The sequence below is a fragment of the Stenotrophomonas sp. 2201_Sma genome, assembly GCF_056486685.1.
Map to the genome: position 1 here is coordinate 74,210 of NZ_CM151329.1, position 16,258 is coordinate 90,467.

A 16,258-nucleotide genomic window follows, 5' to 3' on the forward strand; every position below is an offset into this window, starting at 1 on the left:
CCGATTCTACGCCCGCTCAACGCGGGGGCGCGGACAGCTCACGGGCGTCGAGAAACCCGTCACCGTTGGCATCCTGCTTGTGGAAGCGCTGCACGATGACCTGCCGCTGCTGCTCGCGGGTGATCGCTCTGCCCTTGCCACCGGGCAGTTCATCGGTAGTCAGCACGCCATCGCCATTGCGGTCCATGCGGTCGAAGGCATACAGCATCCACTGCACGTACTCGGTCTCGCTGACCCGGCCGTCGCCGTCGCTGTCCATCTTCTGCAGGTAGCTGCGGGTGTCACTGACCTGGGCCGGGGCGGCGGCCGGCAGCAGCGCGGCCAGCAGCAGCGCCCCTGCCCTCATGCGCCCACCAGCGTGTAGCCCTTCAGCCGTTCGGCATAGGCCTGCAGCGCGGCGATTCCGCTCCCCTCGGCCTCGCGGCACCACGCCTGCAGGTGTCGCAGGCGCTCGGCGGCATCGTGCCCGCGCGCCTCCAGCAGCGCAGCCAGCCGCGCGCGGTATTCGACCAGCACACGGATGCGCGGGCGTTGCGCCACCCATTCGCTGAGCTGGGCACGGTTGTCCGGCTTCAGCCAGCGCCCATCGTTGACCAGGCCGCGGCGCAGCCGCCGCGGCAGCAGCCGGCGCAGCTTGGCGCCCGCCTGGGCGGCTTCCTCGCGCAGGGCTGGCATGAAGACGTTGCGCTGGTAATCGGTCATCGCCTGGAAGCGATGCGACAGCAGTGCCTTCAGGGTCTCGGCGTCGGGCACGGCGATGTTCGGGCGCACGTCCATCGCCGGTGCGACGCGCAGCACCCTGGCCAGGCGCAGGGCCTGCAGCACGCGGATCGCGTACCAGCCGATGTCGACCTCCCAGCGCCGCATGGCAAAGCGTGCCGAACTGGGGAAGGCATGGTGGTTGTTGTGCAGTTCCTCGCCACCGATCCAGACGCCCCACGGTGTCAGGTTGGTGGAGGTGTCGGCCGATTCGTAGTTGCGGTAACCCCACCAGTGCCCCAGGCCGTTGACCACGCCAGCCGCCCAGAACGGAATCCACGCCATCTGGATCGCCCACAGTGCTACGCCCGGCAGGCCGAACAGTACGCTGTTGATGGCCAGCAGCAGCACCGGGCCGAGGATCGCATGCGGGGTATACAGGTGGCGCTCGATGGCATCGTCGGGCGTGCCGCGTCCGTACTGCTCGATATCCGCGCGCATGCCGCGTGCTTCCCGATACAGCTCCACTCCCCGCCAGAACACCGTGCCGATGCCGCGCGTGACCGGGCTGTGCGGGTCGTCCTCGGTCTCCACCTTGGCGTGGTGCTTGCGATGGATGGCCACCCACTCGCGGGTGATCATCGATGTGGTCAGCCACAGCCAGAAGCGGAACACGTGGGCCAGTGCCGGATGGAAATCGACGCCGCGATGGGCCTGGCTGCGATGCAGGTAGAGCGTCACCGAGAAGATGGTGATCTGGGTGAAGACCAGCAGCACCGCCAGCATGGCCCACCCTCCCAGGCCGAGCACGCCACCGGTCAACAGGGATATCAGGGCATCGGACATGGAGGCTCTCCGGATCGCACGGGGATGGCAGACATCATGGCCGCTTGCGTTGCAAACTGCACCTCTGACCGCGGTGCGCCAGCACCGCTTCCGTGGCACCGTTCACAGTTGGGGACCTGAGTTGTCGAGCCTGGATCCGCGCGCCCGCGCCGTTGTCGCCGTCCCGTCCGCCGGGGAGCGGCCGCCGTTGATCGAACTGGACCGCGCCAGCGTGATGCGCGGCCAGGTGAAGGTCCTGCATGGGCTGAGCCTGCGCATCGCGCAGGGCCAGCACACCGCCCTGCTCGGCCCGAATGGCTGCGGCAAATCGACCTTCATCAAGCTGATCACCCGCGAGCTCTACCCGCTGGCGCAGGGCGACGGCGCGGTCGCGGTGAAGGTGCTGGGCCAGAACCGCTGGCAGGTGGACCGGCTGCGCTCGCAGCTGGGCATCGTCACCGGTGACCTCAGCAGCACGCTGTCCGAGATGCCGGGGCTGACCGTCGAGCAGGCCGTGCTGTCCGGTTTCTTCGCCAGCTGCGTGGTGCCGGCTTTTCGTGAGGTGACCGCCGAGATGCGTGCCCGCGCCGGCGAGACACTGGCGATGACCGGTGCGCTGGCCCTGCGCGAGCGCGCCTATGCAGAGCTCTCTGCCGGCGAGACGCGCCGGGTGCTGATCGCGCGCGCGTTGGTGAACCGGCCGCAGGCGCTGCTGCTGGACGAACCCTCCACCGGCCTGGATCTGGTCGCCCGCCAGCAGCTGATCGCGACCATGCGGGCACTGGCGCAGCAGGGCATCACCCTGGTGCTGGTGACCCATCACATTGAAGAGGTCATTCCCGAGATCGAGCGGGTGGTGCTGCTGCGCGACGGCCGCGTGCTGGCCGACGGCAGTCGGGCCGCGCTGCTGTGCGACGGGCCTCTGTCGGCGGTGTTCGGCGGGCCGATCCGGGTGGTTGAACAGGATGGCCGGCTGACGGCGTACGCGGGGTGAGCAGTACGCCTGCGCAGTGCCGGCGTCGGCGTGGCGCCGCAGGCGGCGCAGGGTAGCGGGCCGGCATTCCGGCCCGCCACGTCACGCCTCAGAACCGCAACGCGACTGCGCGTGACTCGATCGGTGCCATCCGGCTCTGGTCATGCAACTGCAGCTCGCGCAGTTCGAAGGGGGCACCGAAGCCGGCCGGCAGCGCTGCCTGGTCGAACGGCAGCACCAGCTGGCCGCGACCGGGACCGTCGAACCATGCGGCGGCGTGCGCCTGCGCGACCGGACGCAGTTGGCCATCCGGGCCCGTGGCGTGCAGGGTGCCGCGCGCTTCGTAGCGCCCGGCGGCGGCGACCTGCAACGGCAGCGCCACGCGCCGGCTGGCCTGGTCCGGTGTGGCCCGCCCGACGAAGCGGGCGGTCGGCCGGGCTACGGCGAAGGCGACCTTGCCGTCGCGCAGTACGCCATCGGCCTGGGCGAACACCTGCAGTTCCCACAGGCCCTGCGTGTTGCTGGCCTCGGCGGGAATCCGTACCTGCGCGTGCAGGCTGCCGTCGGTCGTACGCAGCAACCGCTGCGGCCAGCTGCGGCCATCGGGTGCGACCAGCAAGGCTTCGCCGCCCAGTCCTCCGCGGCGCGCCTGCAACTGGGCGGGACTGGCTCCGTCTTCAAGCAGGCGTGCCCGCAGCTGTACGCTGCCGCCGGCCAGGACCTGCGCCTGGCTGGCCTGCACCTCCAGCCGCAACGGGCTGTTGGGTTCAAGCACCTGTACGACGTAGCGGCCCTGCGCCTGCGCGCTCTGCAGGCGGTAATTTCCCGCAGCACTGCCCGTGCCGGTGCGCAGCATGCTGCTGCCTTCGCCCACGGGCATGCCGGCGTCCTGCAGCTGCCGCGCGTCGACGGCGCGGGCGACGCTGCTGCGGCCGGCCGGATCCCGGACCTGCAGTGACTGCGCCGGAACCGCGCGCGCACCGGCTGCCGGGCTCAGCTGGATCACCGCATCGGGGGCGGTCAGCGGAAGCTCCAGGCCACGTTGCAGCTGCGCGCCATCGACCTGCTGCCAGTAGCTGCGGCTGACCGAGGCGTAGGGCGTGGAGGCCTGCAGGGCCTGCGCCGGGTCCAGTGCCCAGGCAAACGCCAGGGGCGCGTGTTCGCTGTCGTCAGGCGGCAGCGGTGCGGCCACCAGCGCGGCTACCACCTGGTCGCCGGGGAGGGCGCGCAGCGGCTGCGCAGCGTGCACCGTGACGGAGGCTGTGGCCAGGGCTGCCACCACGGCGGTGGTCAGCGGAAGGGAAATCATCGTCATCGTCGTCGTCCTCACTGGGCCAGGTCGTTGCGCAGGATGGCGCCCAGGCCGAAGCACTCGCGGCGGCTCTGGTTGTGGCTCAACGGCTCGGCGCCCTGGGTACGCGCCGTGTCGGTGAACCAGGTGCTGCCCGCTGCCTTCTGGCTGCTGCACTCCAGGAATCCGTCCGAGCACGAGGACAGCCAGTTCTGGGTGAACTCCAGGCCGACGTTGGCCGCGTAGCCGCCGCAGTAGCTGTTGCTGTCCCACACGGCCGATTCGACATCGCTGCCGACCACCGCGCGGAACGGCTTGGGCAGTGCCGGCCGACCGGCCGTGCCGTACAGGTTCTGCGCGTTGTAGGTGGCCATGCTGGCGACCTGCTGCATACGCACGGCATCGTTCTTGTAACCGAGCAGCCAGCCCAGCGAGGTTTCGAAGGTGTTGCCGTTGAGCACGGCATCGGCCAGCGGCGTACCCGCCGATGAGGGTGCCAGCGCGTTGACCTTGCGCACCGTGCGGATGATGTTCGGGTAGCGGCTGTCGTAGGTCGGGTTGGAGAGGATCCAGCGCATCACGTTGCCGCCGTTGGAATGGGTGATGACCACCAGCTGGGTGATGCCGCGGCTGTTGATGAAGCCGGTGAGCTGGTCGGCCAGGCAGCCGGCGGCTTCCGGCTTCCACATGTACTGGGTGAAATCGCAGTTGATGACCACATAGTTGCTGCTGTTCGGCAGCCCCTGGCGGACGGTGTCGATGATCGCCGGTTGCCAGTAGTCCTGGGTGGCGTTGGTCTGCGCGCCGGTGCCGTGCACGAAGGCCACGCCGACCACATCGGCGGCGGTGGCCGGCGTGACGGCCATGGTGGCGAGCAGGACCAGGACGGTACTTCCTGTTGCGGTGCTGCGCATCGCTTCTCTCCCTCTGTCAGCGGATCCCCCCGACCCGGCTGGAATGGAATGGCATGCATGCCATCGTTGCGCCGATGCTCGGTGCCCCGGCGCGTGAAAGTCCGTGCGCTGCGCCCGGATTCGGGAGAATGGCGGAGCGCGATGACGCTTTTGCCCCGTTTTGATGACCATGCCGGGTCTGGCCGTATGACCGACGGCCACTGCGACGCCGGCTGCGGGCTGCGATCATGGCGTGGTGTTTCCTCTGCTGAGCCTGACCATGTCTGTGATCTTCCGCCCTGCCCGTCCCCTGCTTGGCCTGGCCATCGTGCTGGCGCTGGCCGGCTGTGCCGCGTCTGCTGCCCGGCCGACCGCCGTCGAAGCCAACGTCACCACCAAGGCCGTGGGCTATCTGGACGCGCGCGCCGTACCGGCCAGCCTGGCCCTGGTTCCGGCGCCACCCGCCGCGGGCTCGGCGGGCTTCGCCCTGGATGAACAGGTCAGCCGCGAAGCGCGTGCACTGCGCGGCAGCCCACGCTTCGCCCAGGCCACACTGGATGCCGAACTGGGCTTTCCGGAAGGTGCCAACCAGTTTTCCTGCGCGGTCGACATCGATGTGGACGCGGTGAAGACGCCCGCGCTGTACCGCCTGCTGGAGCGCAGCCGGATCGACGCCAGCGCTGCCACCAAGGTCGCCAAGAACCACTACCAGCGCCCGCGCCCGTTCATGGTCAATGGCGAGCCGACCTGCACGCCGGATGATGAAGCGGGCCTGCGCAGCAACGGGTCCTATCCGTCCGGCCACACCTCGATCGGCTGGGCATGGGCCCTGATCCTGTCGGAGATCGCGCCGGATCGTGCCGATGCCATCCAGGCCCGTGGCCGCAACTATGGCGAGAGCCGCCTGGTGTGCAACGTGCACTGGCAGAGCGACATCCTCGAAGGCCGTTTCATGGGGGCTGCCGCCGTTGCCCGGCTGCATGACAATGCCGCGTTCCAGCGCGACCTGCTGGCGGCACGCAGCGAGATCGCCGCCGCGCGCAAGGCCGGCCTGCACTCCAGCCGCAACTGCACCGCCGAAGAGGCAGTGCTGAAGGTACGCCCGCAGAGCGCGCTGTAAGCGCTCGCGGCGCACAGGTAGCGCCGGGCCACGCCCGGCGGACACCGAACGCGGAAGGGCCGGCATTGCGCCGGCCCTTCTGCATTGCCTCGCTACAGCGACCGCATCAGAACTTCGCGGTGAACTCCACGCCCCAGGTCCGCGGCTCGTTGAGGAAGCCGGTCAGGTTGTTGAAGTCGATCGCACCGACCACGCGGGTCTGGTTGGTGAGGTTGCGGCCGAACACCGCCACGTCGTACTGGCCGTACTCCCAGTTGTAGCCCAGGCGCAGGCCGCCTTCCAGCGAACTGCGGCTGCGGAACTCCGGCGACTCGTAGATGAAGAAGTTCACCGGGCTGCGGTAGGCCCAGTCGGTGTAGGCGTACAGCTCGCTGCCATCGGTGAGCGGGAAGCCCACGCGCAGGGTCATGTTGTGGATCCACTTCGGCGCCTGCGGCAGCGGATTGCCGTTGACCAGGGCGTAGGTGCCGCCGTTGATCACCGTGGTCGGGTCGGTGATGGTGCAGCCACCGCCGCAGATCGCCACGGCCAGGTTTCCGTCCTTGATCTCGGTGTCGTTGTAGCTGCTGCCCAGGGTCAGCAGGACGTTGTCGGCCAGGTAGGCTTCCAGGTCCAGCTCCACACCCTGGCCGATGGTCTTGTCGGCGTTGAGCAGGGTGGCGGTATTGTTGCTGCCGCCGACCGCGATCAGCTGCTGGCCGTCGACGTCGTAGCGGAACACGCTGAAGCCCAGGCGGGCGCGGCGATCGAACAGGTCGGCCTTGATGCCGGCTTCGTACGAGATCACCTTCTCGGAATCGGCCTGCGACACGCCACCGAAGGCCAGACGGCCCTGGATCGACGGCGCGCGGAAGCCCTTGGCCACGCGCGCATACGCATTGACGTTGTCGGTCAGCTTGTACACACCGCTGACATCCCAGCTGACGTCATCGACGTCGGTGTCGGCCAGGTACGGGCCGCTCACCGGGGTGCCGCCGGGCACGGCCTGCAGCACGCGCGCGGTGAAGTCCTTCTTGTCCTGCGTGTAGCGCACGCCGGCGCGCAGCTTGAAGCGGTCGGTGACATCGAAGTCGCCCGATGCGAACACCGCCCACGCCTTGTTGCGCTGGCTCTGCACGGCATGGCCGGTCTGCGGATTGCCCGGCGTCAGTGAGTCGTAGTTGAAGCTGTCGATGGTGACGTCTTCATCGAAGTAGAAGACACCGGCCTGCCAGTCGAAGCGGCCCCACTCATTGGATTCCACGCGGAATTCCTGGGTCCACTGGCGGTGGTGCGGCAGGCCATCGGCCGATTCGGACGGGAACGGAATGAAGCCCGGGCCATAATTGCCGGCGCCGAGGAACGAAGCACCGTAGCCACCGTCGATATCGCCGCGGTTGAGCGATTCGGCAGTCTCGTAGCCGGTGATGGAGTGCAGGGTCACCGAGCCGAGGTTCCACTGCAGGCGCGCGCTGCCGCCCCAGGTTTCCAGGTCGGAGAAGTTCACGCCGTCGTTGGCCACCTTGTCGCGGTCGAAGTTCTCGACCAGCGCGTTGCTGCCCTTCTGGATGATGTTGGCGCGGAACAGGCGGGCGGTGCCGTTGAGCTTGCGCTTGTGCAGGTTGAACAGGGCCTCGAAATCGTCGCCCTCGTACAGGAACTGCACGCGGCCGGCGGCCTCGTCATAGCCTTCAAAACCGCTGTTGGGCGCGCCGACGCGGGTGTTGTCGACCCAGTCGTCACGGCGCTGGTAGATCGCCGAAACGCGTGCCGACCAGCGGTCGGTCAGCGGGCCGCCGTAGGCGCCCTGCACGTTCCAGCTGTTGTAGCTGCCGTAGCCGACGCGGACGTAGCCATCGGCATCCTGGGACGGACGCGCCGAATCGAACTTGACCACGCCGGCCGGCGTGTTGCGGCCGAACAGGGTGCCCTGCGGTCCACGCAGCACTTCCACGTTGGCCAGGTCGAACAACGGGAAGCCCTTCAGCAGCGGGCTTTCCTGCACCACGTCGTCGTACACCAGCGAGACCGGCTGCGAGGCATTGAGGTCGAAGTCGGTGTTGCCGAGGCCGCGCATGTAGAAGCGCGGGAAGGCACGGCCATAGGACGATTCGATGTTGAGGCTGGGCACGCGCGCGGCCAGGAAGCGGATGTCGTCGCCGGCCGAGCCGAGCACATCGAGCTTCTCACCCTGGATCGCGGTGATCGCGACCGGCACGTCCTTGGCGTTCTCGACGCGGCGCTGGGCCGTCACCTGCAGGGTATCGAGCGCGACCGGATCCTTGGCGGCGGGGGTTTCCTGGGCGGCTGCAACCAGCGGCAGCAGGGCGGAAAGAGCAGCAACGAGGGGGCGCGCGACCGGAATACGGCCGCGGGAAGTGCGGGTCGGGGACATGGCGGTAGGCTGTGTTTGGAGGGGTGGTAAAACGGCGCTACCAGATAATTGTTGCAATACAGCACCTGCGCCGCAAATGGCCGCTGTTCATGGCGCGGTCGCGGGCCACCGGGGAGGGTCGCTAGACTCGGGCTTTCCCACCCCGACCCGGCGCACCGCCATGACCCAGTGGTACTTCCATTCCTCCGCCCAGGCCGACCGCATCGGGCCGCTCGATGACGAAGCCGCGCGCCGCTACGCGCAGGCCAACCCCCGCGCGCTGGCCTGGTGCCAGGGCATGAGCGGCTGGACCGCCATCGCCGAGGTGCCCGAGCTGCAGGCGCCCGCCCCGGGCATGCCCAACACGCCGCCACCCGTGCCGGGCGGGCCTGCGCGGGGCCGGGCCGACGACATCGACTTCCGCATCGTCGGCCATGAGATGCAGTTTGTGGAGATCGAGCTGGATCCCGGCGAGAGCGCCATCGCCGAAGCCGGCGCGCTGATGTTCAAGGACGCCTCGGTGCAGATGGATACGGTGTTCGGCGACGGCACGCACAGCGGCCAGGGCGGCGGCATCATGGACAAGCTGATGTCGGCCGGCAAACGCGTGCTGACCGGCGAGAGCCTGTTCGCCACGCTCTATACGCATACCGGGCAGGGCAAGGCCAAGGTCGCGTTCGCCGCGCCCTACCCCGGCACCGTGCTGGCCATGAAGCTGGACCAGCACGGTGGCCGCCTGGTCTGCCAGAAGGACAGCTTCCTGGCGGGGGCGCGCGGCGTGCAGATCGGCGTGCAGTTCCAGCGCAAGATCATGACCGGCCTGTTCGGCGGCGAAGGCTTCATCATGCAGAAGCTGGAAGGCGATGGCTGGGTGTTCATCCACGCCGGAGGCTGTGTGGTCGAGCGCGAACTGGCCGCCGGCGAGCGCCTGGACGTCGATACCGGCTGCGTGGTCGCCTACCACCCGACGGTGGACATGGACGTGCGCCGGGTCAGTGGCATCAAGAGCATGGTGTTCGGTGGCGAGGGCGTGTTCCTGGCAACCCTGACCGGACCGGGCAAGGTCTGGCTGCAATCGCTGCCGTTCTCGCGCCTGGCCGGCCGGATGTGGATGGCCGCGCCGCAGGGAGGTGGGCAGAACCGCGGCGAAGGCTCGGTGCTGGGCGGCATCGGCCGCATCCTCGACGGCGACAACCGGTTCTGATCGCCCACGGGTAGCGCCGGGCCATGCCCGGCGAGCGCAGCGGCCCCGAACTGCCCGCCAGGCCATGCCCGGCGCTACCCATGGCGGTCCATGAATAGGGCGTCGTCCTGCCCTGCCCGGCCCGCCGTGGCTTCGGTATGCTGGCGCCCTTCCCTGAATCCGGCGCCGCGAGCGCATTGCCGATGAGCCTGTTCCGTCCCCGCGTGCTGCTGTCCGTTGCCCTGCTTGGCCTGCTGGCCGGTTGCGGTGGCGATCCGGTGCGTCCGGCGCCGCCGCCGGCGCCGACCGTGGTGCCGCAGGCCAAGCCGGTGAAGATCGGCATCGCGCTGGGCGGCGGCGCGGCCAAGGGCTTTGCCCACATCGGCGTGATCAAGATGCTCGAGGCTAATGGCTTCGAGCCGGTGGTGGTGTCCGGCACCAGCGCCGGCAGTGTGGTCGGCGCGTTGTACGCCAGCGGCATGGATGCGTTCCAGATGCAGAGCCGGGCCGTCGCGCTGGATGAAGCCAGCATCCGCGACGTGCGCCTGTTCTCCGGCGGGCTGGTGCAGGGCCAGAAGCTGCAGGACTACGTCAACGAGCAGGTCGCCAACCGTCCGGCAGAGCGCCTGAAGAAACCGTTCGCCGCCGTCGCCACCCAGCTCGAAACCGGCGAACGCGCGATCTTCGTGCGCGGCAACGTGGGCCAGGCCGTCCGTGCGTCCAGCAGCATCCCCGGCGTGTTCGAGCCGGTGAAGATCGGCGGACGCAACTACGTCGATGGCGGCGTGGTGAGCCCGGTGCCGGTCGATGCCGCGCGCCAGCTCGGTGCCGACTTCGTGATCGCCGTGGACATCTCCAGCAAGGCCAGTGGCAAGGCACCGACTGACATGCTCGGCATCGTCAACCAGTCGATCGCGATCATGGGCCAGCGCCTGGGCGAGCAGGAACTGGCCCGCGCCGACATCGTGATCCGCCCGCGCGTGCTGGATATCGGTGCGGCTGATTTCAGCCAGCGCGGGACCGCGATCCTGGAGGGAGAAAAGGCGGCGATGGCCGCGATGCCGCAGATCCGCGCGAAGATCCAGCAGCTGCAGAAGGCGCGCGCCGCCGCACTGGCACCGCCGCCGGTAGCCGCGCCGAAGTGCGAGGAGACCTCGCGGCTGGGCAGGCTGATGGGGCGCAAGGACAAGTGCTGAGCCCTCGCCCGCGCTGAGCGGTGCTCAGGGTTCCAGCTGCGACAGTGGCAACGCCTGGAAGCCCTTCACCGTGCGCAGCACGAAGCTGGAATTGGCATCGGCCACGCCACCGGCATTGAGCAGGCGGTCCAGCAGGAAGCGCGAGAAGTGCTCGAGGTCGCGCACGTAGACGTGCAGCAGGTAATCCATGTCGCCGGTGAGCGCATGGCAGGCCACCACTTCATCCCAGCCCTGCACGCTGTCCACGAAATGCGCGATGGCCGCCTGGTCGTGCTTTTCCAGTTGCACCCGCACGAACGCCTGCAGGCCCAGCCGCAGCTGCCGGGGTTCCAGGCGCGCGCCGTAGCCGACGATCACACCCTCGCTCTCCAGCCGCTGCAGGCGGCGCAGGCAGGCGGAGGGGGAGAGGTTCACCCGTGCCGCGAGCTCGGCATTGGTGGCGCGACCATCCCGCTGGATTTCGGCCAGCAGGCGTATATCCGTGCGATCGAACTGGACTTCTCCGGCCATTGTTGCCCCGCAACATGGTGAGTACGCAAGGATATTGCGCCAGCAAGGTCATTCCGCGCAACTTTTGCAACCCTGTTGCGCCCGCCCTGCCCTAGCATCGTGGACATCCCTTCAAGGAGCGTCCCATGGATCCCGCCCAGCCCCGCCGCGTCGAACACCAGCAGACCGACAAGGGCTACGTGCCGGTGTACACCACCGCGCTCGTCGCGCAGCCGTGGGACACCTACAGCGCCGATGACCACGCGACGTGGAGCACGCTGTACCAGCGCCAGCGCGAGCTGCTGGTCGGCCGTGCGTGCCGGGAGTTCCTGGACGCACAGGACGAGATGGGCATGAACGCGCACATGATTCCGCGCTTCGACCAGCTGAACGAAGTGCTCGGCGCGGCCACCGGCTGGACGCTGGTGGGCGTGGAAGGACTGCTGCCGGAGCTGGACTTCTTCGACCACCTGGCCAACCGCCGCTTCCCGGTCACGTGGTGGATCCGTCGCCCCGACCAGATCGACTACATCGCCGAGCCGGACCTGTTCCACGATCTGTTCGGCCATGTGCCGCTGCTGATGAATCCGGTGTTTGCCGATTACATGGAGGCCTACGGCCGTGGCGGTGTCAAAGCCCACGCCATCGGCCCGGAGGCACTGCAGAACCTGACGCGCCTGTACTGGTACACGGTGGAGTTCGGCCTGATCGACACCCCGGATGGCCTGCGCATCTACGGCGCCGGTATCGTCTCGTCAAAGGGCGAATCGCTGTACTCGCTGGAATCGGCCGCGCCCAACCGCATCGGCTTCGACCTGCAGCGCATCATGCGCACGCGCTACCGCATCGATACCTTCCAGAAGACCTACTTCGTCATCGACAGCTTCGAACAGCTGATGCAGGCGACGTCGCCGGATTTCACCCCGATCTATGCCTCGCTGGCCGAACAGCAGCACCTGCCGGCCGGTGACGTGCAGGCCGATGACCGCGTGTTCCAGAAGGGAACCGGCGAAGGCTGGGCCGACGGCGGCGACGTGTGATGCGGCAGGCGCATCCGTAGGGCCGGCTCCGCGCCCGGCTCCACGGGTCAGCGCGGGTATGCCAGCAGCAGCACCAGATCCTCGTCACCCACCTGCTGCAGTGCATGCGAACTGCCTTTGCGCGTCAGCAGGGCATCGCCTGCGCTGACGTCGTACTGCGTTCCGTCCAGCACGTAGCTGCCCCGTCCGCTGACGATGTAGTAGATCTCGTCCTTGTGCTGCGGATGCAGGCCGATGCCTGCACCCTTGTGCAGCACGCGCTTGCGCAGCACGAACGGCAGGTCCTTCTCTCCGGCGAAGAACGGATAGGCCGTGGTCGATCCCGCGCCGCCATGCGGGCCAGGCTGGCGGATGGCGATGTCACGCTCATGGACCACGCGCGAGGGTTGCGCCGGTTGCCCGCCCTGCCCCGCCGCGCTCACGTCACAGTCGATGTCGCGCACGAGTGCATCTTCCAGTCCCGGCTGCAGCACCCTCCACTCGCGCAGCACCAGGCAGGCGACGGCGTTGGCGCCGGCCACGCTGAAGTGGGTGCCGTCGGCCTTGCCCTGCTCGGGCACGAACAGGAAGTAGGGGCGTGCACCCTGCTCGCCCAGCGCGCGTATCCAGCGCGTGCTGCGGTCGTTGAGTTCGATCAGGGCAACGTGCTCGCGCGCGGCCAGCTGCTGCATCGCCTGTGTGTAACGCGCATGCGTGTCCAGCAGCGAACCGAAGTCATACAGCAGCCGCGCCACCGGCGTGACCAGCACCGGCGTGGCGCCCTTGTCGCGCGCCACCTGCACGTAACGCATCAGCAGGCGCGGATAGTCGCTGTCCGGATCGGTATAGCGCGTGGGATCTTCGAACTTGGCGTCGTTATGGCCGAACTGGATCAGCAGCACGTCGCCACGGCGCAGCTCGCTGGCGATCGCATCCAGGCGGCCTTCATCGATGAAGCTGCGCGTGCTGCGGCCTCCCCGGGCGTGGTTGCGCACTTCGAACCGCGCCGGATCGAGGTAGCTCTGCAGGGCCTGGCCCCAGCCCGCCTGCGGCGCGCGCTCGGGACCGTACTCGGCCGCGGTGGAGTCACCGGCGATGAACACCCGCACCGGCGCCGCCTGCGCGGTGGTGCACGACAGCAGCAACAACAGCAACAGCCTTCGCATCGCGGCACTCCTGTAGAGCCGAGCCATGCTCGGCTGTTTTTCGATCAGAGCGCGACAGCCGAGCATGGGCTCGGCTCTACAGACCGGTGTGCCTCAGCGCGCCAACCAGCCACCATCGACCGGCAGCACGGCGCCGTTGATGTAATCCGATGCGCTGGATGCCAGGAACACCGCCGCGCCGGCCAGATCCTCCGGCGTGCCCCAACGGCCGGCCGGAATGCGATCCAGGATCGCCTTGTTGCGGTCGGCGTCGGCACGTAGGGCCGCCGTGTTGTCCGTGGCCATGTAGCCCGGCGCGATCGCGTTGATGTTGACGCCCTTGCCGGCCCATTCGTTGGCCAGCAGGCGGGTGATGCCGGCGATGCCACTCTTGCTGGCGGTGTACGACGGCACCCGGATGCCGCCCTGGAACGACAGCATCGAGGCGATGTTGATGATCTTGCCGCTGCCCTGGGCGATGAAATGACGGCCCGCCGCCTGCGAGATGAAGAACGCCGACTTGATGTTGACGTTCATCACGTCATCCCAGTCCTGTTCGCTGAACTCCACCGCGTCGGCGCGGCGGATCAGGCCGGCATTGTTGACCAGGATATCCAGGCCACCCAGTCCCTCGATGGTTTCGCGCACCACGCGCTCGACCGGCTCGATGCTGATCAGGTTGGCTTCCACCGCCAGGCAGCGTCGGCCGAGCGCGGTGATCTTCTCGATGGTTTCGGTGGGCGGCGCGATGCCGGCCACGGCGACATCGGCGCCGGCGGTGGCCAGCGCAACCGCGATACCTTGGCCCAGACCGGTATTACCACCGGTTACCAGAGCGACTTTGCCTTCCAGGCTGAAGGGATTGGCCATTGCGTGTGCGTTCCTTGGTAGTGGTGTGCGTGATGCAGGCGAACGGCCACCGGCACGCGTGCGCGGCGGCCAGGCAGGACTTACTTGAGCTGGCAGATGTCCAGCACGTGCATGTCGGTGTAATCCAGGTTCTCGCCGCCCATCGCCCAGATGAAGGCGTAGTTGCTGGAACCGGCACCCATGTGGATCGACCACGGCGGCGATACCACGGCTTCGTTGTTCTGGATGACGATGTGGCGCTGCGCGTCCGGTTCGCCCATGAAGTGGTACACGCGGTCGTTGTCGCCCAGGTCGAAGTAGAAATAGACCTCGCTGCGGCGGTCATGCAGGTGCGGCGGCATGGTGTTCCACACGCTGCCGGGCTTGAGCACGGTCAGGCCCAGCAGCAGCTGCGAGGACTGGCAGGTGGCCGGCACGATGTACTGGTAGATGGTGCGCTCGTTGCTGGTCTCCAGCGCGCCGCGGTCCAGCGCTACCGCGTCCTTGATCGACAGCTGCTTGGTTTCAAAGCGCGCATGGGCCGGGGTCGAGGCCAGGTAGAACTGAGCCGGGTTGGCGGCGTCCTGCGAGGCGAACACGACGTCCTTGCTGCCCATCGCCACGTACAGGCCATCCTTCGGGCCCAGCGTGTAGACGGTGCCGTCGACGGTGACCGTACCGGTACCGCTGCCGACGTTGATCACGCCCAGCTCGCGACGCTCCAGGAACGGATGGCCGGCGGCCGACGCCGGTTCGGTCTGCACCGGCAGCGCCAGCGGCGCATCCAGGGGCGCCGCGCCACCGAGTACGAAGCGCTCGTAGTGGGTGTACTTCAGCGTCACCTGGCCGGGGTTGAACAGGCCGTCGAGCAGGTACAGCTCGCGCAGCTGGTCGTTGCTGGCGCCCTTGATGGCGTCGGGATGGGTGGCGTAGTGGGTCTTGCAGTACATGGCATCTCCAGAGCAGGGGGCGGGCCGATCATTCGGCCCCGGCACGGTTCAGGGGGATTCTAGCGACGTTGGTAACCGGTGTCATTTTGCGCCGCACGATAGCGCTCAACGGTCGCGGCAAGGTGAGGCGGCTTCAACGGAGTCGCAGGCAGGCCTGCGGGCTACCGGACTGATCCCCGCCGGATCAGTCCTCCGGCGGCTGGCAGGAGTCGCGCACGATCAGGTGCGGGCGCACGCTGGCGATCTGCAGCGCCGGCTGGCCGTCGGGCTGGATCAGCATCGCCGCAGCGGTGCGGCCGGTATCGCGGGTATGGCGGCGTACCGAGGTCAGCGACGGCCAAAGGCGCGAGGCCAGCGGGCTGTCGTCGTAGCCGATGATGGACAGCTGGCGCGGGATGTTGATGCCTGCACGCAGCGCCACCTTGTAGATGCCCGCCGCCATTTCATCGTTCCCGGTGAAGATCGCGGTCGGCCGGCGCTTGCCCAGCAGCAGCTTCTCGGCGGCGGCCACGCCCGATTCAAAGGTGTAGCCCGCCTCGATGATGCGGTCCTTGGGCAGCTCGATGCCACGCTGCGACAGCGCATCGATGAAGCCGGCGGTACGCTCGTGCGCCGAACGATAGGCGCTGGGCCCGGTCACCAGGGCGATGTCGCGGTGGCCCAGCGAGAGCAGGTAGTCGGCCGCTTCGGCGGCGCCGTCCCGATCGTGGGTGACCACCATCTGCGAACTCTCGTCCAGCGGCAGCGCGGCCACGCGGGTGAAGCGGCAGCCGATCTCATCCAGCATGTCCGCCAGCGCCTGGTCCTCGGAGGCACGCGGCACCAGGATCACCCCATGCAGCTTCTGCTGCTGCACGAAGCGGCGCACGCCGTCGATGTAGCCCGGGCTGCGGCTGTCGCAGGGGTGCACGACCAGCTCGAAGCTGGAACCGCGCAGCGCGTCGAGTGCACCGTACTGCATGTCCACGATGTATTGGGCGGTGGGGTTGTCGTAGACCATGCCGATCAGGAAGGATCGACGGAAGGCCAGGCCGCGCGCCAGCGGATCGGGCGTATAGCCCACCTCGCGCATCAGGGCCTCTACCTTGTCGCGCGTGTCCTTGCGCACCAGCGGTGAGTTGTTGATGATCCTTGAAACCGTTTTCTTGGACACTCCGGACAGTCGCGCGATGTCGTTGATCGTGGCTGCCTTGCCTTTGGCCAATGCCGGCGTGGCGGCATCATTCTTGTTGCGCACTGACATGTAATGGACCAGGTAAGTCGGGGGATTTCC

15 protein-coding genes are annotated in these 16,258 nt (G+C 68.1%); 5 read left to right on the top strand and 10 right to left on the bottom strand.

Features of this window, described 5'->3' with window-relative positions:
- Window positions 1–16: 16 nt before the first annotated feature.
- Together ACZLIF_RS00325 and ACZLIF_RS00330 are read right to left on the bottom strand one after the other, a co-directional pair.
- Window positions 17–346, bottom strand: coding sequence for an EF-hand domain-containing protein (locus ACZLIF_RS00325; RefSeq protein ID WP_128987651.1), 330 nt, complete (start codon window positions 344–346; stop codon window positions 17–19).
- The gene (locus ACZLIF_RS00330) at window positions 343–1,545 is read right to left on the bottom strand and encodes a DesA family fatty acid desaturase (protein WP_128987652.1); all 1,203 of its coding nucleotides are present in this window, start codon (window positions 1,543–1,545) and stop codon (window positions 343–345) included. Before ACZLIF_RS00330 ends, ACZLIF_RS00325 begins: the two co-directional genes overlap by 4 nt.
- 130 nt (window positions 1,546–1,675) lie before the next feature.
- On the opposite strand from ACZLIF_RS00330, the gene ACZLIF_RS00335 reads away from it, so the two are divergent.
- Window positions 1,676–2,518 carry an ABC transporter ATP-binding protein gene (locus ACZLIF_RS00335; protein ID WP_322523088.1) on the top strand — a complete coding sequence of 281 codons (843 nt, stop codon included), beginning with the start codon at window positions 1,676–1,678 and terminating at the stop codon, window positions 2,516–2,518.
- Between the two features lie 88 nt (window positions 2,519–2,606).
- Here the strand turns inward: ACZLIF_RS00335 and ACZLIF_RS00340 are convergent, their stop codons facing one another.
- Window positions 2,607–3,812 (bottom strand): DUF4785 domain-containing protein, encoded by a 1,206-nt coding sequence (locus ACZLIF_RS00340; RefSeq protein WP_128987653.1) that lies wholly within the window; start codon window positions 3,810–3,812, stop codon window positions 2,607–2,609.
- An 11-nt stretch (window positions 3,813–3,823) separates the two neighbouring features.
- Window positions 3,824–4,702, bottom strand: coding sequence for a hypothetical protein (locus tag ACZLIF_RS00345; RefSeq protein WP_065182116.1), 879 nt, complete (start codon window positions 4,700–4,702; stop codon window positions 3,824–3,826).
- A gap of 259 nt (window positions 4,703–4,961) precedes the next feature.
- On the opposite strand from ACZLIF_RS00345, the gene ACZLIF_RS00350 reads away from it, so the two are divergent.
- Window positions 4,962–5,801, top strand: coding sequence for an acid phosphatase (locus ACZLIF_RS00350; RefSeq protein WP_065182115.1), 840 nt, complete (start codon window positions 4,962–4,964; stop codon window positions 5,799–5,801).
- A 106-nt stretch (window positions 5,802–5,907) separates the two neighbouring features.
- Here the strand turns inward: ACZLIF_RS00350 and ACZLIF_RS00355 are convergent, their stop codons facing one another.
- Complete coding sequence (locus ACZLIF_RS00355) at window positions 5,908–8,175, bottom strand: TonB-dependent receptor (protein ID WP_128987654.1); 2,268 nt, start codon at window positions 8,173–8,175, stop codon at window positions 5,908–5,910.
- Between the two features lie 160 nt (window positions 8,176–8,335).
- Between ACZLIF_RS00355 and ACZLIF_RS00360 the strand changes: the two genes are divergently transcribed.
- Window positions 8,336–9,358, top strand: coding sequence for a TIGR00266 family protein (locus tag ACZLIF_RS00360; RefSeq protein ID WP_053516031.1), 1,023 nt, complete (start codon window positions 8,336–8,338; stop codon window positions 9,356–9,358).
- Between the two features lie 182 nt (window positions 9,359–9,540).
- Window positions 9,541–10,533 carry a patatin-like phospholipase family protein gene (locus tag ACZLIF_RS00365; protein ID WP_065174096.1) on the top strand — a complete coding sequence of 331 codons (993 nt, stop codon included), beginning with the start codon at window positions 9,541–9,543 and terminating at the stop codon, window positions 10,531–10,533.
- A 24-nt stretch (window positions 10,534–10,557) separates the two neighbouring features.
- On the opposite strand, the gene ACZLIF_RS00370 is transcribed toward ACZLIF_RS00365, so the two are convergent.
- The gene (locus tag ACZLIF_RS00370; RefSeq protein ID WP_053516027.1) at window positions 10,558–11,043 is read right to left on the bottom strand and encodes an Lrp/AsnC family transcriptional regulator; all 486 of its coding nucleotides are present in this window, start codon (window positions 11,041–11,043) and stop codon (window positions 10,558–10,560) included.
- A gap of 125 nt (window positions 11,044–11,168) precedes the next feature.
- Between ACZLIF_RS00370 and phhA the strand changes: the two genes are divergently transcribed.
- Entirely contained in the window at window positions 11,169–12,062 is an 894-nt protein-coding gene (gene phhA / locus ACZLIF_RS00375; protein ID WP_128987655.1) for a phenylalanine 4-monooxygenase, read from the top strand.
- Between the two features lie 47 nt (window positions 12,063–12,109).
- On the opposite strand, the gene ACZLIF_RS00380 is transcribed toward phhA, so the two are convergent.
- The 4 genes from ACZLIF_RS00380 to ACZLIF_RS00395 form a co-directional block, all read right to left on the bottom strand.
- The gene (locus ACZLIF_RS00380) at window positions 12,110–13,207 is read right to left on the bottom strand and encodes a GDSL-type esterase/lipase family protein (RefSeq protein ID WP_128987656.1); all 1,098 of its coding nucleotides are present in this window, start codon (window positions 13,205–13,207) and stop codon (window positions 12,110–12,112) included.
- 93 nt (window positions 13,208–13,300) lie between these two features.
- Window positions 13,301–14,056, bottom strand: coding sequence for a 2-dehydro-3-deoxy-D-gluconate 5-dehydrogenase KduD (gene kduD, locus ACZLIF_RS00385; RefSeq protein ID WP_053516021.1), 756 nt, complete (start codon window positions 14,054–14,056; stop codon window positions 13,301–13,303).
- Between the two features lie 80 nt (window positions 14,057–14,136).
- The gene (gene kduI / locus ACZLIF_RS00390; RefSeq protein WP_128987657.1) at window positions 14,137–14,985 is read right to left on the bottom strand and encodes a 5-dehydro-4-deoxy-D-glucuronate isomerase; all 849 of its coding nucleotides are present in this window, start codon (window positions 14,983–14,985) and stop codon (window positions 14,137–14,139) included.
- Between the two features lie 184 nt (window positions 14,986–15,169).
- Window positions 15,170–16,228, bottom strand: coding sequence for a LacI family DNA-binding transcriptional regulator (locus tag ACZLIF_RS00395; RefSeq protein ID WP_053516017.1), 1,059 nt, complete (start codon window positions 16,226–16,228; stop codon window positions 15,170–15,172).
- Between the last annotated feature and the right edge of the window lie 30 nt (window positions 16,229–16,258).

Excerpts from the sequence above, each read along its gene's own strand:
- ACZLIF_RS00325 (WP_128987651.1), bottom strand. The coding sequence starts at position 346 with ATGAGGGCAGGGGCGCTGCTGCTGGCCGCGCTGCTGCCGGCCGCCGCC.
- ACZLIF_RS00330 (WP_128987652.1), bottom strand. The coding sequence starts at position 1,545 with ATGTCCGATGCCCTGATATCCCTGTTGACCGGTGGCGTGCTCGGCCTG.
- ACZLIF_RS00350 (WP_065182115.1), top strand. The coding sequence starts at position 4,962 with ATGTCTGTGATCTTCCGCCCTGCCCGTCCCCTGCTTGGCCTGGCCATC.
- kduI (WP_128987657.1), bottom strand. The coding sequence starts at position 14,985 with ATGTACTGCAAGACCCACTACGCCACCCATCCCGACGCCATCAAGGGC.
- ACZLIF_RS00355 (WP_128987654.1), bottom strand. The coding sequence starts at position 8,175 with ATGTCCCCGACCCGCACTTCCCGCGGCCGTATTCCGGTCGCGCGCCCC.
- kduD (WP_053516021.1), bottom strand. The coding sequence starts at position 14,056 with ATGGCCAATCCCTTCAGCCTGGAAGGCAAAGTCGCTCTGGTAACCGGT.
- ACZLIF_RS00370 (WP_053516027.1), bottom strand. The coding sequence starts at position 11,043 with ATGGCCGGAGAAGTCCAGTTCGATCGCACGGATATACGCCTGCTGGCC.
- ACZLIF_RS00380 (WP_128987656.1), bottom strand. The coding sequence starts at position 13,207 with ATGCGAAGGCTGTTGCTGTTGTTGCTGCTGTCGTGCACCACCGCGCAG.
- ACZLIF_RS00395 (WP_053516017.1), bottom strand. The coding sequence starts at position 16,228 with ATGTCAGTGCGCAACAAGAATGATGCCGCCACGCCGGCATTGGCCAAA.
- ACZLIF_RS00365 (WP_065174096.1), top strand. The coding sequence starts at position 9,541 with ATGAGCCTGTTCCGTCCCCGCGTGCTGCTGTCCGTTGCCCTGCTTGGC.
- ACZLIF_RS00340 (WP_128987653.1), bottom strand. The coding sequence starts at position 3,812 with ATGACGATGATTTCCCTTCCGCTGACCACCGCCGTGGTGGCAGCCCTG.
- phhA (WP_128987655.1), top strand. The coding sequence starts at position 11,169 with ATGGATCCCGCCCAGCCCCGCCGCGTCGAACACCAGCAGACCGACAAG.
- ACZLIF_RS00360 (WP_053516031.1), top strand. The coding sequence starts at position 8,336 with ATGACCCAGTGGTACTTCCATTCCTCCGCCCAGGCCGACCGCATCGGG.
- ACZLIF_RS00345 (WP_065182116.1), bottom strand. The coding sequence starts at position 4,702 with ATGCGCAGCACCGCAACAGGAAGTACCGTCCTGGTCCTGCTCGCCACC.